Raw genomic sequence first — 15205 nt, forward strand, 5'->3', positions numbered from 1 at the left:
CATGGCCGAGCCGCTGATCGAGCTGCGCGGCCTGCGCCAGGAATTCCAGACCGGCGAGGAAACGCTGGTCGTGCTGAACGGCATCGACCTGACCATCGAGCGCGGGGAGATGCTGGCGATCGTCGGCACCTCGGGCTCGGGCAAATCCACGCTGATGAACATCCTGGGCGGGCTGATGCGCCCCTCGGGCGGCAGCTACCGGTTGGGCGGGCGCGAGGTTTCGGCGCTGGACCCCGATGAGCTGGCGGCGCTGCGGCGGGAGTATTTCGGCTTCATCTTCCAGCGCTACCACCTGCTGGGCGATCTCTCGGCGCTGGGCAATGTCGAGGTTCCGGCCATCTACGCCGGCGTGGGGCGAGAGGAGCGCCGGGCCCGCGCGGCCAGCCTGCTCGCGCGCCTCGGCATGGCGGACCGTTCGGACCACCGCCCCGGCCAGCTTTCGGGCGGGCAGCAGCAGCGCGTGTCCATCGCGCGCGCGCTGATGAATGGCGGCGAGGTGATCCTGGCCGACGAGCCCACCGGTGCGCTGGACCGCGCCAGCGGCGAGGAGGTGCTGAAGATCCTCGAACAGCTGAACGCCGAGGGCCGCACCGTGATCATCGTCACGCACGACATGGCGGTGGCCGAGCGCGCGAACCGCATCATCGAACTGGCCGATGGCAAGGTGGTGGCCGACCGGCGCAAGCCCGCCCGCGCCACGCCCGGCGCCGCGCGCCCGCAGGCCGTGCAGGGCGGGCGCTTCGGCGCCTTCGCCGACCGCGCGCGGGAAGCCCTGCGCATGGCGCTGATCTCGATGAACGCGCACCGCATGCGCAGTTTCCTGACCATGCTGGGCATCATCATCGGCATCGCCTCCGTGGTGTGCGTGGTGGCGCTGGGCGAGGGTTCGCGCCAAAGGGTGCTGGCCAACATCGCCTCGCTCGGCACCAACACGCTGGAGGTCTTCCCGGGCACGGGCTTCGGCGATGTGCGCTCCACCCGCATCCGCACCCTGGTCATCGGCGATGTGGAGGCGCTGCGGGAGCAGGAGTACGTGGCCGCGATCACGCCCACCGTCTCCACCGCATCCACCCTGCGCTATGAGGCGATCGAGGCCACGGCGCTGGTGAATGGCGTCAGCTGGAACTACTTCGACGTGCGCGGCAGCCGCCTGCTGGAGGGCAGCCTCTTCGATGCCGAGAGCGAGGCGAACTTCACCCAGGATGCCGTGATCGACCAGAACGCGCGCACGGCGCTGTTCGGCGATGGCGGTGCCTCCCCTGTCGGGCGGGTGATCCTGGCGGGGCGGGTGCCGGTGCGGATCGTGGGGGTGATCGCCCAGCAGCAGGGCGGCTTCGGCTCCAGCCAGAACCCGCAGGTGTTCCTGCCCTACAGCACGGTGCAGGCGCGCTTCATCGGCAACAACCAGCTGCGCAGCGTGACCATCCGGGTGGCGGACGACACGCCCACCTCGCTGGCGCAGCGGGCGGTGACGCAGCTGCTGACCCAGCGCCATGGGCGGGAGGATTTCTTCATCCTCAACACCGACGACATCCGCCAGACCATCACCAGCACGACGGAGACGCTGACGCTGCTGATCTCGGCCATCGCGCTGATCTCGCTGCTGGTCGGCGGGATCGGGGTGATGAACATCATGCTGGTGTCGGTGTCGGAGCGCGTGGGCGAGATCGGGGTGCGGATGGCCGTCGGCGCCCGCCACGGCGACATCCTGCAGCAGTTCCTGATCGAGGCGGTGCTGGTCTGCCTGACCGGGGGCGTGCTGGGCATCGGGCTGGCGCTGGGCTTCGGCTGGGCCTTCGCGTTCGCCGGTTCCAGCTTCCAGCTGATCTACACGCCGGCCTCGATCATCCTGGCCTGCCTGTGTTCCACGGCGATCGGCGTGGGGTTCGGCTATCTGCCGGCGCGCAGCGCGTCCCAGCTGGACCCGGTGGTGGCGCTGAGCCGGGATTGAACCTTAGGTCCTGTGGACCTAGCCGATCTCCACCAGCCCCGCCGCGAAGCGCCGCCAATTGGCCACATAACCCGCCGCCGAGCGCCGCAGATTCTCCGCCGCCTTCTCATCCAGCGTGCGGGCCACCCGCGCGGGCGATCCCACGATCAGCGAGTAATCCGGGAATTCCTTGCCCTCCGTCACCAGCGCATTGGCGCCGACGATGCAGAAATTCCCGATCTTCGCGTTGTTCAGAATGGTCGCCCCCATCCCGATCAGGGAATGGTCGCCCACCGTGCAGCCATGCAGGATGGCCTTGTGGCCCACCGTCACGCCCTCACCCAGGGTCAGCGGCACGCCCACATCGGCGTGCAGTATGGAACCATCCTGCACATTGCTGCGGGCGCCGATGGTGATCGGCGCGTTGTCCCCGCGCAGCACCGCGCCGAACCAGATGCTGGCCTCCTCCTCCAGGATGACATTGCCCATCACATGGGCCCCGGGGGCGATCCAGTACTCGCGCGGCAGCTTGGGTGCCACGCCGTTCAGCGCGTAAAGGGCCATCAGCTCAATTGGATGCGTGCTTCGCGCACGATCCCTCCCCATTTCTGTGTTTCCGCCTCCAGGAAGGCGCGGAATTCCTCGCTTGTCGAGCCCCGGGGCAGGCTGACATCCTGGGCCAGCTTCTCGCGCATCTCGCTGGTGTCCAGCGCGCGGCGCAATTCGGCGTTCCAGCGAGCGATGATGGCGGGCGGCGTGCGGGCGGGGGCGACGATGCCGGTCCAGTTCTCCGCCTCCACCCCCTCGAAGCCCGATTCCACCAGGCTCGGCACATCCGGCAGGAAGGGGCTGCGGGCGCGGCTGGTCACGGCTAGGGCGCGCAACTCCCCGCTGTCCAGCAACCCGCGCACGGTCGAGGGCGTGCCGAAATACATGTCCACCCGGCCAGCCATCAGGTCCGTCACCACATTGCCGGCGCCGCGATAGGGCACGGCCATGATCTCGGCGCCCAGCCGGTGGCCGAACAGCTCGCCCGACAGGTGCCCCAGCGTGCCATTGCCTGGGTGGCCGGCCGTCAGCGGCTCCCGCGCGGTGCGCACCGCGGCGGCCAGGGCCTGCACATCCGCCCAGGGCGCCTGCTTGGCCACCACCAGCACCAGCGGCTGCGTCGCCACCAGCGAGACGAAGGCGAAATCGCGCATCGCCTGGAAGGGCATGTTGGGATAGAGGGCCGGGTTCACCGCCAGGTTCGCGGCCTGGCCCATGCCGATCGTGTAGCCATCGGGGGCGGCCTTCGCCACCGCGTCCAGCCCGATATTGCCGCCGGCGCCGGGGCGGTTCTCGGGCACCACGGTCCAGCCCGACAGGGCCTGCATGCGGCCCGCGACCTCGCGGCTGATGGTGTCCGTGCCGCCACCGGGCGGGAACGGCACCACCAGGCGGATGGCGCGGTCGGGGTAGCTGCCCTGGGCGCGGGCGATGGCGGGGACAGCCAGCGCGGCCCCCAGAAGAAGATGCCGGCGTTTCATTCCGCTGCCTCCAGCCCCGGGTCCCGGCCCAGGATTTCCTTGTTGTGTTCGCCCACCTGCGGCAAATCGAGCCGCAGCCCCAACCGCCGCTCGCCCAGCATGATCGGCAAAGCCGGCACGCGGGTGGGGGTGCCATCGGTCAGATGCACGTCCAGGAAGCCGCCGCTCTCGACCAGATGGCGGTCCTCCAGCAGGTCCCAGGGCTTGTTGATGCGCGCGAAGGGCAGGCCGCCCTTCTCGCACAGCGCCTCGATGGCCGCGACCGGCAGCTGGCCCAGCATCTCCTGCACCATCGGGATCAGCTTTTCGCGCGCGGCGCTGCGGGCGCTGTTGCTGCCGAATTCGGGGGTCAGCAGTTCGGGGCGGCCCAGCGCCTCGGCGAAGATCTGCCATTGGCGGTCGGTCACGACGCCCACGAAGATCTGCACCCCGTCGCTGGCGGTGAAGATGTCGTACACGCCCCAGGCGCGGCGCCCGCCCGGCATCGGCGGCGGCTCCTGGCCCGTGATCGCCTTCTGCATCATCGCGGTGGAGACCAGGAAGGTGCAGGTCTCGAACAGGGCGGATTGCACCACTTGGCCCTGGCCGGTCTTGGCGCGCTCCATCAGCGCGCCCATCACGGCGATGGCGCCGAACATGCCGCCCATCATGTCGTTCACCGGCGCGCCCGCGCGCAGGGGGCGGCCCGGCGGGCCGGTCATGTAGGCCAAGCCCGCCATCATCTGCACCACCTCATCCAGCGCGGTGCGCTTCTCATACGGTCCGGGCAGGAAGCCCTTCAGCGAAAGGCACACCAGCCGCGGGTTGCGCGCGCGCAGCGTCTCGAAGCCGATGCCGCGCTCGTCCAGCGCGCCAGGGCGGAAATTCTCGATCACCACATCGGCGTTGTCGGTCAGTTCCAGCAGCGCCTCGCGGTCGCGCTCGGTCGCCGTGTCCAGCACCACGGATTTCTTGTTGCGGCTCAACGCCGGGAAGAACCCGGCGCCCGAGGCCGTCAGCGCGCGCGTGCGGTCGCCGCCGGGCGGCTCCACCTTGATCACCTCGGCGCCCAGATCGGCCAGGATCAACCCGCAGGTCGGCCCCATCACCATGTGGGAGAATTCGATGACGCGAATGCCTTCGAGCGGGAGCATCAGGCAGCCCTCCGGAACTTGTTGAGGCTGCCGCCGCGCAGCAGGTTGGAGGGCAGCGGGTGCCCCACGATGCGCTGGGCCAGGGCCGCGGCCTCCAGCAGCGCCTCCAGGTCATAGCCGGTCTCGATGCCCATTTCCTGGCACAGGAAGACCAGTTCCTCGGTGGCGATATTGCCCGGCGCGCCGGGATGCCCCGCGAAGGGGCAGCCGCCCAAGCCCCCCACCGCCGCGTCGAACAGCCGCACGCCCATCTTCAGCCCCGCATAGGCATTGGCGATGCCGAGGCCCCGCGTGTCGTGCAGATGCAGGCAGATCTCGGGGCCGGGCCATGTGTCGCGCACGGCGCCCACCAGGCGCTCCACATGGGCGGGGTCGGCCCAGCCCATGCTGTCCGCCAGCGTGATCTTCTGGATGTCGCAGCCGGTATCCTTCGCGATCTCCATGGCATCGGCGATGACGCGCATGGCGTCGGCCACCGTCACCTCGCCCTGGTAGTTGCAGCCGAAAGCCGCCTGCACGGAGATGCGGGTGATCGGCACGCCAGCCGCCTGGTGGGCGGCCACATGCTCCCGCTGAAACACCAGCTGCGCCGCGTGGTCGCGGTTCAGGTTCTTCTTGGTGAAGGCCTCGGACGCCGTGACGGTGATGGAGCTGAACAGGGTCAGCCGGTCGCCGAAGCTCTTCGCCCGCTCCATGCCCTTCGCGTTGAACCACAGGGCGATGTATTCGCAGCCCCGTCGCGGGGTGAAGCCCGCCACCACATCCTCGGCATCGGCCCAGCCAGGGACGATCTTGGGGTTCACGAAGCTCGCCACCTGGATGCGCGGGGCCCCCGTGGCGGACAGCGCGTCGATCAGCGCGATCTTGTCGCCGGTGGAAATCGGTCCCTTCTCGATCTGGAAGCCCTCGCGCGGGCCCTCCTCCGTGATCTCGACGCTTGTGGGCAGGTCGCTCATCGCAGGCTCCTCATTGCGGCTGGATGCCGGCTTCACGCAGCACGGTCTCCCAGCGGGTCATCTCGGCGGTCACGTAGCGGCCGGCCTCGGAAACGGAATTGGCGATCAGGCGCTCGGCGCCCAGCTCGGTCAGGCGGCGGCGCAGGGCGGGTTCGGCCAGGGCCTCGGCCACCGCCTGCTGCACGCGGCCCAGCGCGGGTTCGGGCAGGCTGCGCGGGGCGAAGATGCATTGCCACACGCTGAAGGTGGCGGCGGGGTAGCCGGCCTCCGCGATGGTGGGCACATCGGGCATCACCGGGCTGCGCTGGGCGGAGGAGACGGCCAGCGCCCGCGCCTGCCCGCCCTGGGCCAGCGGAAAGGCGCTGAAGCCCGCGTCGTACAGCACGTCCAGCCGCCCGGCCACGACATCCTGCGCCGCCGGCCCGCTGCCGCGATAGGGCACATCCTGCATGCGGATGCCCGCGGCGCGCGTCAGCAGCAGGGTGACCAGCTGCAGCACGCCGCCCGTGCCGGTGGTGGCATAGCTCAGCTTCTCGGGATCGGCCTTGGCGGCGGCCACCAGCCCGGCCACGTCGCGCCAGGGCGCGCTGTTGGGCACCAGCAGCACCATGGGGCTCTCGGCCACGATGGTGATCGGCACCAGGTCATTCGCCGGGTCGTAGTCCAGCCGGGCATACAGCGCGCGGTTCACCGCGTGGCCGGTGTTGCTGAACAGCAGGGTGTGGCCGTCGGTGGCCCGCGCCACGGCGCCCGCGCCGATATTGCCCCCGGCCCCCGTGCGGTTTTCCACCACCACGCGCTGCGGCAGGCGCTGGGACATGCCCTCCGCCACCAGCCGCGCGATCACATCCGTGGCCCCGCCCGCCGCATAGGGCACCACCAGCCTGATCGGCTGGTTCGGCCAGGATTGCGCGCCCGCCGCGACAGGCAGCAGCGCCGGGGCGGCAAGCAGGAGGCGGCGGGAGATGGGCGGCATGGTGGCTCCTCGGTGTTATTTTTCTGTTGTTCAGAAAAATATTCTGTTAGACAGAACTCTAATAGAAGAGTGCCAGCCCGGTCAATGTCCGACACCGCCACCCGCAAGCGCGGCCGCCCCGCCCATGAAGGCGCCCCCGAACAGCGGGTGGAGGCGGTGGAGCGCGCCCTGTCCCTGCTCGATGCCTTCACGCTGGAAACCCCGCGCCTGGCGCTGGCGGACCTCGCGCGGCGCACCGGGCTCTATCCCAGCACCATCCTGCGCCTTTCGGCCTCTCTGGAGCGTTTCGGCTATCTGCTGCGCGGGGCGGACGGGCTGTTCCGCCTGGGCCCCGCCACGCTGCGCCTGGGCATGCAGTACCAGGCGGGCTTCGACCTGGCGGAAGAAGTGCGCCCCGCCCTCGCCCGGCTTTCCGCCGCGACCGGGGAGACCGCGGCCTTTTATGTGCGCGACGGCGAGGCCCGCATCTGCCTGTTCCGCCACGAACCGCCCCGCGTCATCCGCCATTCCGTGCCGGAGGGCGCGGTGCTGCCGCTGGACCGTGGCGCCAGCGGCCATGTGCTGCGCGCGGAGGGCGGCGGTGTGGTGCTGTCCCTGGGCGAGCGCGACAGCGAATCGGCCTCCCTCGCCTGCCCGGTCTTCACGGCGGGCGGGCGCTTCATGGGCGCGCTGGGCGTGGTGGGGCCGATCGGGCGGTTCGGCGCCACCGAGCGCGCCCGCATGATCCCGCTGCTGGAACAGGCGGCGGGCGATCTCTCCCACACGCTGGGCGCGGCCCGGCGCCGCGTTGCCTAACCCCCCGGGCGCGTGGGAAAAGCCCGGCATGATCCTGATCACGGGCGCGGCCGGCTTCATCGGCTCCAACATCGTGGCCGAGCTCAATGAGCACGGCCGCACCGACCTGGTCCTGTGCGACCTGCTGCGCCAGGGCCAGAAATGGCAGAACCTGCGCAAGCGCGCCTTCGTGGACATGGTGCCGCCGGCCGAGCTGGCCGCCTGGCTGCAAGGCCCGGCCGCCTCGAAGGTCTCGGCCGTGGTGCATATGGGGGCCAATTCCTCCACCACCGCCACCGATGGCGATGAGATCATGGAGCGGAACTTCCGCTTCTCGAACATGCTGCTGGACTGGACGGCGGACCGGCAGGTGCCGTTCATCTACGCCTCCTCCGCCGCGACCTATGGCGAGGGCGAGGCGGGCTATGACGACAATCCGGATTTCGAGCACCTGAAGCGCCTGCGCCCGCTGAACCTGTATGGCTGGAGCAAGCACATCTTCGACCAGGCGGTGGTCGAGCGCCGCAAGCGCGGCGAGCCCATGCCGCCGCTGTGCGTGGGGCTGAAGTTCTTCAACGTCTATGGCCCGAACGAGGGCCACAAGGGCGCCATGCGCTCGGTGGTCAGCAAGATCTTCCAGAGCATCACCGCCGGCGAGCCGGTCAGCCTGTTCCGCAGCCACCGCCCCGAATACGCCGATGGCGAGCAGATGCGCGACTTCGTCTATGTGCGCGACATCTGCCAGGTGGTCACCCATCTGCTGGGGCGCGAGGACGGGTTCGGCATTTTCAATGTCGGCTCCGGCGAGGCGCGCACCTGGCTAGACCTGGCCCGCGCCGTCTTCGCCGCCATGGGGCGCGAGGCCGCGATCGGCTTCATCGACATGCCCGGGGAACTGCGCGCCAAGTACCAGTACTACACCAAGGCCGATATCGGCCGGCTGCGCGCCTTCGGCTACAATGGCCAGATGCGTTCGCTGGAAGCGGGGGTGACAGACTACGTCCAGCACTTCCTGATGCAACCGGACAGCTACCGGTAGGGCTCAGCGGCGCGCCGCGAAGAAGCCCCGCAGCACGGCCGCGGCCTCGGTTTCCCGCACGCCGCCCACCACTTCCGGCACATGGTTGCATTGCGGGTGGCTGAACACGCGCGCGCCGTGCTCCGTCCCGCCGCCCTTGGGGTCATAGGCGCCGAACACCACCCGGCCCACGCGGAACAGGCTGGCGGCCTGGGCGCACATGGCGCAGGGCTCCAGCGTGACCGTCAGGGTGCAGCCGGCCAAGTGCTTGTGGCCCCGCACGGCGGCGGCGGCCCGCAGCGCCAACATCTCGGCATGGGCGGAGGGGTCGGCCCGTTCCTCCACCCGGTTGCCGGCGCGCGCCAGCACCTGCCCACGCGGGTCCGTCACCACGGCGCCCACCGGCACCTCGCCGCGCGCGGCGGCCGCCCGGGCCTCCTCCAACGCCATTTCCATCGGGGACATCATGCGGACAACTTGCCGCGCGGGGCCTCCCCGGTCTAGCAAGCGCCATGAGAACACGCCCCGTCATCGGTCTGACACTGGATGCGGAGGAGCCTGGCGGCTACTCCAAGCTGCCCTGGTACGCATTGCGGCAGAATTATTTCTCGGCGGTGGCCGAGGCCGGGGGCCTGCCCATCGCCCTGCCGCATGACCCCGAGCGGGCCGGGGAATACCTCGGCCTGATCGACGGGCTGCTGGTCACGGGCGGCGCCTTCGACGTGGACCCGGCGCTGTACGGCGACACCGCCCTGCATGAGAGCGTGACGCTGAAGCCCGGCCGCACCCAGTTCGAGCTGGCGATCACCCGCGCGGCACTGGCGGCCGACAAGGCGGTGCTGGGCATCTGCGGCGGCGAGCAGCTGCTGGCGGTGGCCTTCGGCGGCACGCTGATCCAGCACATCCCGGACGCCATCCCCGGCGCCCTGCCCCACGAACAGCCCAACCCGCGCACCGAGCCCGGCCACGCGGTGGCCATCACGCCCGGCACGCGGCTGGCCGCGATCGTGGGCGCCGGCCCGATGCATGTGAACAGCGCCCACCACCAGGCGGTGGCCACCCCCGGCCCCGGGGCCGTGGTGAACGCCATGGCGCCCGATGGCGTGATCGAGGGGCTGGAACACCCGGGCCACCGCTTCGCGCTGGGCGTGCAGTGGCACCCGGAATACAAGGTGGACCGCCAGGACCTGACCATCCTGCGCGCCTTCGTGGAGGCCGCCCGTGGCTGATGAGACCCCCGAGACCCAGGACGACCCCGCGCGCGGCGAGCGCATCGCCAAATGGCTGGCCCGCGCCGGCGTGGCCAGCCGGCGGGAGGCCGAGCGCCTGATCGAGGAAGGCCGGGTTTCCATCGCCGGCAAGAAGGTGACGACGCCCGCCACCTTCATCCAGCCCGGCGACGCCGTGCAGGTGAACGGCAAGCTGGTGGCCAACCATGAGCGCACGCGGCTGTTCCGCTATCACAAGCCGCGCGGCCTGGTGACCACCCACCGCGACCCCGAGGGCCGGCCCACCGTCTTCGAGCAATTGCCCCCCGGCCTGCCGCGCCTGATCAGCGTGGGCCGGCTGGACCTGAACAGCGAAGGCCTGCTGCTGCTCACCAATGATGGCGCGCTGGCCCGCCAGCTGGAATTGCCGAGCCAAGGCTGGGTGCGGCGCTATCGCGTGCGGGTGAACGGCCATCCGGACCCGTACAGCCTGTCGGTGCTGGCGCGCGGCATCACGGTGGACGGCGTGCGCTATGGCCCCATCGAGGCCACGCTGGACACCAAGCAGGGCGACAATGCCTGGCTGACCATGTCCCTGCAGGAGGGCAAGAACCGCGAGCTGCGCCGGGTGCTGGCGCATCTGGGCTTCCAGGTCTCGCGGCTGATCCGGCTGGCCTATGGGCCGTTCCAGCTCGGCATCCTGCCCAAGGGCGCGGCCGAGGAAGTGAACGGCAAGATCATGCGCGAACAGCTGGGCGTCGCCGTGCCCACGCATCAGGAAAAGCGCAAGGCCGCCAAGCCAGCCGAAAGCTGATGCGCATCATCGCGGGCGCCCATCGGGGGCGGAACCTGGCCGCCCCCCCGGGCGACCAGACCCGCCCCACCGCCGACCGCGCCCGCCAGGCGCTGTTCGACATGCTGATGCACGCGCCATGGGCTGAAGGCGCGGTGCGGGATGCCCGGGTGCTGGATGCCTTCGCGGGCTCCGGCGCGCTGGGGCTGGAGGCGCTGTCGCGCGGGGCGGCCCATGCCAGCTTCCTGGAGACCGCCCGCCCCGCCCTGGCCGCCATCCGCGCCAATGTGGCGGCCTGCCGCGAGGAAGCCCGCGCCACCATCCTGCCCGGCGACGCCACCCGCCCGCCGCCCGCCCCGGCGCCCTGCGGGCTGGTCTTCCTCGACCCGCCCTATCGCCAGGGGCTGCTGCCGCGCGCGCTGGCCGCGCTGTCCCGCGCTGGCTGGATCGCGCCGGGGGCGGTATGCTGCCTGGAGATGGCACGCGACGAGGAATTCCCGACCGATTGGCCGATCCTGGCGGAACGCGCGCATGGCGCGGCCCGGCTGCTGGTGCTGCGCGCGCCATGATGGCCGCGGGCGAGGTCACGGTCGCCTGCGTCATTCCCGCCTATGGCCAGCCCGGCCTGCTGCCCGAGGCCCTGAACAGCGCCATGACCCAGACCCTGCCCGGCGTCGCCGCCGTGGTGGTGGATGATGGCTGCCCCTTCCCCGAGACCTCCGCCCAGGCGCGCGCCGCCGCCGCCCGCCACCCCGGCCGGGTGCATGTGCTGCGCCAGGCCAATGGCGGGCTTTCGGCCGCGCGCAACACGGGCATCGACTACGCGCTGGCGGCCTTTCCCAACCTGCGCGCCGTGTATCTGCTGGACGCCGACAACCGGATCGAGCCGCATTTCCTGCGCCGCGCGCTGGATGTGCTGGAACAGGGCGGGCCCGGCACCGGCTGGGCCTATCCGGATATCGACAGCCTGGGGATGGAGGAATGCTCCGACACCTCGGGCGAATTCTCCCTGCTGCTGCTGATGCAGGACAATTTCTGCGAGGCCGGCAGCCTCATCTCCCGCGCCATGCTGGAGAAGGGGCTGCGCTTCGACACCAGCCTGCGCCAGGGCTTCGAGGATGCGGAATTCTGGCTGCGCGCCGCGCGGGCGGGCTTCGTGGGGCGGCATATCCCGCAATCGGGCTTCCGCTATCGCAGGCGGGCCGAGAGCATGCTGGCCGACAGCGAACGCATCCGCCCCGTGCTGCAGGAGGAGTTGCGCCGCCGCAACCGCGAATTGTGGCACCCGGCCAGCATCCTGCGGATGGAGGCGCGGGAATTGCCGCGCCACGCGCTGCTGCCGGTGGGCGGCACGCCCGCCCATGTCTTCATGGACCCCGAGGAGCCCGGCCCGCCCGTGCCGCGCGCCGAATTCCGCGCCATGCTGGCCCGGGCGGCGGCCGACCCGGCCTCCCACCACATCCCCCATGTGGTGATGGTGGCCGAACCCGCCGCCCTGGCGGCGCTGGCGGCCAACCGCATGCTGCACGCGGCCTGGTGGTTCGGCTCCGTGCTGCTGCGCCATCGCCGGGTGGCGGGCATGGTGCTGGACGAAAGCGGGGATGAGCGCATCTCCTTCCGCCACGCCGGCGGGTCGCTGGAGGATGCGCAGATCATCTTCCTGCGCGGCCAGGAACTGGCCGAGACGCCGGAGCAGCTGCGCCGCGACCTGTCCAACGGCGATGCCTGGCGCATGCGCCTGTTCCTGCCCGGCGCACCGGAGGTGACGGGCGAGGCGACGGCGGAGGCGCAGGCGGAGCTGGCCATGCTGGGCACGCCCAATGGCGACGCCCCGCCCCGCCCCTGGCGCAATGTGTGGCGCTGCGCCCGCAGCCGGGTGGCGGACCGGCTCTATGCCTCGGTGGGGGTGGGCGCCCCCCTGCCCCGGCTGAAGCAGGGGCGCGACATCGGCATCGTGCAGCCGCTGCATTCCCGTGGCGGGGTGGAGCGCGTGCTGCTGCGCCAGGCGGAGGTGCTGCGCCGCGCGGGCTGGACGCCGCATCTGTTCGTCTCCGAACGGGCGGACGTGACGCTGCTGCCCGGCACCCGCGACACCTACGAGACCATCAACCTGTTTCCCGGCTTCGGGCCGGAGGGCGCGCCCGACCCCGCCCGCGCCTATTTCGGCGCCGAGACCGCCGCCTATGGCCATGACCCCAACAGCGCGGAGGGGCTGGGCCTGCTGTTCGGGATGGATGCGGTGCTGATCACCCATTCCCTGGCCGGGCACGCGCTGGCGGCGCGGCTGCGGCGCTTCGGGGTGCGCTGCTTCATGGGGCTGCACCTGGCCGAGCGCGGCGCCTGGAACCAGCCGGCGGGCCAGGCCTTCTCGGGGCTGGCCTATGAGCACGCCTATGACGGGGCGCTGGTGATCTCGGAGCAGTTGCGCCGCTGGTGCATCGGCCAGGGCTGGCCGGCCAGCAAGCTGATCCTGGTGCCCAATGCCCCGGGCTATGACAGCCAGGCCGTGCCGGTGGCGCGCGGCACCCCGCAGCGGCGGCTGCGCGCCCTGTTCCTAGGCCGGCTGGACGCCCAGAAGGGGCTGGAGCGCCTGACCGACACCATCCGCGCCACCCAGGACTTCATCGACTGGCGGGTGGCGGGCAAGCCGGTGCTGGGCGGCGCGCCGCCCGATTTCGGCGTGCCGGTGGAACCCCCGGCCGACAGCGCGCGCGATCTGGACGCGCTGTATGGCTGGGCCGACATCCTGTTCCTGCCGAGCCGGTTCGAGGGCGTGCCCCTGACCATCCTGGAAGCCCAGCGCCTGGGCTGCGTGCCGCTGGCCACCGATGTGGGCGCGGTGGCGGAAATCGTGGCCCATGGCCAGGATGGCTGGCTACTGCCCAATGATGCCCAATGCACCCAGGCCGCCGTGGCCGCGCTGCGCGCGCTGGATGCCGATCGCAGCCTGCTCGCCGGGCTTTCGGCCGCCGCCATCGCCCGGCTGCGCGGCCGGGGCTGGGATGCGATGATGCGCCCCTTCCTGGAAAGGCTGGACACGCCGTGACATTGCTGGTCGAGGATCTGCCCGGGCTGATGTCCGCCCCCGCCGCGCTGCTGCTGGCCGAGGACGCGCCCGCGCTGGACCTGCCACTTCCGCAATGGCGGGTGCGGGCCGATGGCGCGGGCTGGCGCGCGGTACCGGAACGGGGTGCGGGCGGCACCGCCCTGCCCTTGCCGGCGGCGCCGGGCGGGCTGCTGGGCGTGCTCTCGGCCGGCGCCCCCGCCTGGCTGGCGGATTGGCCCGGCGATGCCCCCGCCCTGCTGCCCGATGCCACCGCGCTCTCGGCCCTGCTGGCCGCCCGGCTGCTGGGCGCCGAGGCCCGGCTGGGCGACCTGGCCGCCAGCCTGACCACGCTGCGCGCCGAGCACGAGGAAGGCCGCGTCGCCATGGCCCATTGGCTGCGCAGCGCGGGGCAGGAGGCACCGCAGCCCCCCACCCTGCTGCACGCCGACACGCCGCAGGCGGCCCCCGGCCTGCCGCAGGGCCTGTCCCACTGGCGGCGGGTGCTGCCGCTGGAAGTCGCGGGCATGGCCGCCGTGGCGCTGCATCTGGGCACGGTCTCGGCCGGGCCCGGCACGGCGCTGGGCGTGCGGCTGGTGGCGGAGGAAAGCGGCCGCGTGGCCGGCGCCTGGCGCGTGCCCGGAGAGGCGCTGGGCGAGGGCTGGCTGATGCTGGACCTGCCCATGCCCGCGCCCCCCTGGCGGGAGACCGCGGCGCTGGAGATCACGGCCGCCCTGGCGCCGCATGACGTACTGGCGCTGTCGATGACAGGCGACGCCCCGGCGGTGCAATTGCTGCGCGCGCGCGGCGCCGCGCGCTTCCTGCACTCGCCCTGGTGGCTGGAGGAGGAGGCCGGCCGCCCCATGCCGCCCGAGGGCGTGTGGTGCGGCTTTCCGGCCAGCATCTGGCAGGGCGCCACCCGGGTCGCGCGCGTGCCCGGCCACGGTCAGGCGATGCTGGAGATCCCGGCCCTGCCGCTGGCCGGCTTCGGCATGCTGCGCGCGGAACTGCGCCTGGTCGGCGGCAGCGAGGTGCAGGCGGCGCTGGAATGCGCGGGCCGCGGCACCGGCTGGGTGGACGCCCAGCGCGACGGGCACCTGGCGATGAGCCTGGCCGTCTCGCCCGCCGCCTGGCCGGTGGCGCCCGTGCGCGTGCAGCTGCGGGCGTTGGGGGGCGGCGGCGGCGCGGTGGAGTGGCGGGAGATCAGGGCCGTCAGAGGCGGCTCCTAAAGCACCCCCAGCTCCGCCAGGCCGCGCATCATCGTCATGGCCTGCACGGCGGAGGTCATCTCCCCCCGCAGCAGCAGGGCGCGGGCCTCGGCCATCGGCACGGTGAAGCTCTCGATGCTCTCGCCCGGTTCCAGGGCGGGTTCGGCCACCTTGCGGCAGTCCAGGGCCAGCACCGCGTGGCAGCAATTGGCGTTGCGGGCGGGGTCCGGCCAGATCCGGCCCAGATAGCGCAGCTCCCGCGCCTCATAGCCGGTTTCTTCCAGCAGCTCGCGCGCGCCGGCGGCGCAGGGGTCGGTGTCCTCCGCGTCCAGCCCGCCGCCGGGCACTTCCAGGGAGACGGCGCGCACACCCTGGCGCCACTGCCGCAGCAGAACCACCTGGCCGTCCTCGGTCACGGGCAGCACCATGACCCAATCGGGGAAATGCAGGATCCACCAGGGCTCCAGCACATGGCCCTGGGGGGTGCGCACCGTCTCGGCGGTGACGTGCAGGAAGGGCTCATCCATCACCTCCCGCACGGCCAGGGTGTCCCACCCGCCGGGCGGGGGTGGCAGGTGGCGCTGGCGGAACAGATCATCGGAGGACATGGCGCGAACATGCCCCGGGATGATGCGGC

General features: G+C 71.7%; 15 protein-coding genes. 8 read left to right on the forward strand and 7 right to left on the reverse strand.

Translation table 11 applies throughout. The features are described from left to right. The first annotated feature begins 1 nt into the window (after nucleotide 1). On the forward strand, nucleotides 2-1951 hold the full coding sequence (locus GT007_RS01175) for a MacB family efflux pump subunit (protein ID WP_160119724.1): 1950 nt from the start codon (nucleotides 2-4) through the stop codon (nucleotides 1949-1951). A gap of 18 nt (nucleotides 1952-1969) precedes the next feature. On the opposite strand, the gene GT007_RS01180 is transcribed toward GT007_RS01175, so the two are convergent. Genes GT007_RS01180 through GT007_RS01200 form a run of 5 tightly spaced genes read right to left on the reverse strand, consistent with a single transcriptional unit; the run spans nucleotide 1970 to nucleotide 6524 of the window. Then, nucleotides 1970-2494, reverse strand: coding sequence for a gamma carbonic anhydrase family protein (locus GT007_RS01180; RefSeq protein WP_160119725.1), 525 nt, complete (start codon nucleotides 2492-2494; stop codon nucleotides 1970-1972). After that, nucleotides 2494-3459 carry a Bug family tripartite tricarboxylate transporter substrate binding protein gene (locus GT007_RS01185; RefSeq protein WP_160119726.1) on the reverse strand — a complete coding sequence of 322 codons (966 nt, stop codon included), beginning with the start codon at nucleotides 3457-3459 and terminating at the stop codon, nucleotides 2494-2496. Before GT007_RS01185 ends, GT007_RS01180 begins: the two co-directional genes overlap by 1 nt. Beyond that, on the reverse strand, nucleotides 3456-4592 hold the full coding sequence (locus GT007_RS01190; protein WP_160119727.1) for a CaiB/BaiF CoA transferase family protein: 1137 nt from the start codon (nucleotides 4590-4592) through the stop codon (nucleotides 3456-3458). The genes GT007_RS01185 and GT007_RS01190 overlap by 4 nt, the downstream gene beginning before the upstream one ends. Continuing rightward, the gene (locus GT007_RS01195; protein WP_160119728.1) at nucleotides 4592-5548 is read right to left on the reverse strand and encodes a hydroxymethylglutaryl-CoA lyase; all 957 of its coding nucleotides are present in this window, start codon (nucleotides 5546-5548) and stop codon (nucleotides 4592-4594) included. The genes GT007_RS01190 and GT007_RS01195 overlap by 1 nt, the downstream gene beginning before the upstream one ends. Before the next feature lie 10 nt (nucleotides 5549-5558). Continuing rightward, nucleotides 5559-6524, reverse strand: a complete 966-nt coding sequence (locus tag GT007_RS01200) for a Bug family tripartite tricarboxylate transporter substrate binding protein (RefSeq protein ID WP_160119729.1) — start codon at nucleotides 6522-6524, stop codon at nucleotides 5559-5561. A gap of 84 nt (nucleotides 6525-6608) precedes the next feature. Here GT007_RS01200 and GT007_RS01205 point away from each other — a divergent pair, with 84 nt between their 5' ends. Beyond that, nucleotides 6609-7319 (forward strand): IclR family transcriptional regulator, encoded by a 711-nt coding sequence (locus GT007_RS01205; protein ID WP_160119730.1) that lies wholly within the window; start codon nucleotides 6609-6611, stop codon nucleotides 7317-7319. Between the two features lie 28 nt (nucleotides 7320-7347). Further along, nucleotides 7348-8337: an ADP-glyceromanno-heptose 6-epimerase gene (gene rfaD / locus GT007_RS01210; RefSeq protein WP_160119731.1), complete on the forward strand. Its 990-nt coding sequence runs from the start codon at nucleotides 7348-7350 to the stop codon at nucleotides 8335-8337. A 3-nt stretch (nucleotides 8338-8340) separates the two neighbouring features. On the opposite strand, the gene GT007_RS01215 is transcribed toward rfaD, so the two are convergent. Further along, complete coding sequence (locus GT007_RS01215; RefSeq protein ID WP_236571457.1) at nucleotides 8341-8781, reverse strand: nucleoside deaminase; 441 nt, start codon at nucleotides 8779-8781, stop codon at nucleotides 8341-8343. A gap of 47 nt (nucleotides 8782-8828) precedes the next feature. Between GT007_RS01215 and GT007_RS01220 the strand changes: the two genes are divergently transcribed. The 5 genes from GT007_RS01220 to GT007_RS01240 are packed head-to-tail and all read left to right on the forward strand — an operon-like array spanning nucleotide 8829 to nucleotide 14589. Then, complete coding sequence (locus tag GT007_RS01220) at nucleotides 8829-9545, forward strand: gamma-glutamyl-gamma-aminobutyrate hydrolase family protein (RefSeq protein ID WP_160119732.1); 717 nt, start codon at nucleotides 8829-8831, stop codon at nucleotides 9543-9545. Beyond that, nucleotides 9538-10338 (forward strand): pseudouridine synthase, encoded by an 801-nt coding sequence (locus tag GT007_RS01225; protein WP_160119733.1) that lies wholly within the window; start codon nucleotides 9538-9540, stop codon nucleotides 10336-10338. Before GT007_RS01220 ends, GT007_RS01225 begins: the two co-directional genes overlap by 8 nt. Further along, nucleotides 10338-10886, forward strand: a complete 549-nt coding sequence (gene rsmD / locus GT007_RS01230) for a 16S rRNA (guanine(966)-N(2))-methyltransferase RsmD (protein WP_160119734.1) — start codon at nucleotides 10338-10340, stop codon at nucleotides 10884-10886. The genes GT007_RS01225 and rsmD overlap by 1 nt, the downstream gene beginning before the upstream one ends. Further along, complete coding sequence (locus tag GT007_RS01235; protein WP_160119735.1) at nucleotides 10886-13363, forward strand: glycosyltransferase; 2478 nt, start codon at nucleotides 10886-10888, stop codon at nucleotides 13361-13363. The genes rsmD and GT007_RS01235 overlap by 1 nt, the downstream gene beginning before the upstream one ends. Continuing rightward, entirely contained in the window at nucleotides 13360-14589 is a 1230-nt protein-coding gene (locus tag GT007_RS01240; protein WP_160119736.1) for a DUF6212 domain-containing protein, read from the forward strand. Before GT007_RS01235 ends, GT007_RS01240 begins: the two co-directional genes overlap by 4 nt. On the opposite strand, the gene GT007_RS01245 is transcribed toward GT007_RS01240, so the two are convergent. Beyond that, nucleotides 14586-15176 (reverse strand): NUDIX hydrolase, encoded by a 591-nt coding sequence (locus tag GT007_RS01245; protein ID WP_160119737.1) that lies wholly within the window; start codon nucleotides 15174-15176, stop codon nucleotides 14586-14588. The genes GT007_RS01240 and GT007_RS01245 overlap by 4 nt on opposite strands. Nucleotides 15177-15205 lie beyond the last annotated feature (29 nt).

It is taken from the genome of Rhodovarius lipocyclicus, from assembly GCF_009900765.1.
Taxonomy (GTDB): Bacteria; Pseudomonadota; Alphaproteobacteria; order Acetobacterales; family Acetobacteraceae; genus Rhodovarius; species Rhodovarius lipocyclicus.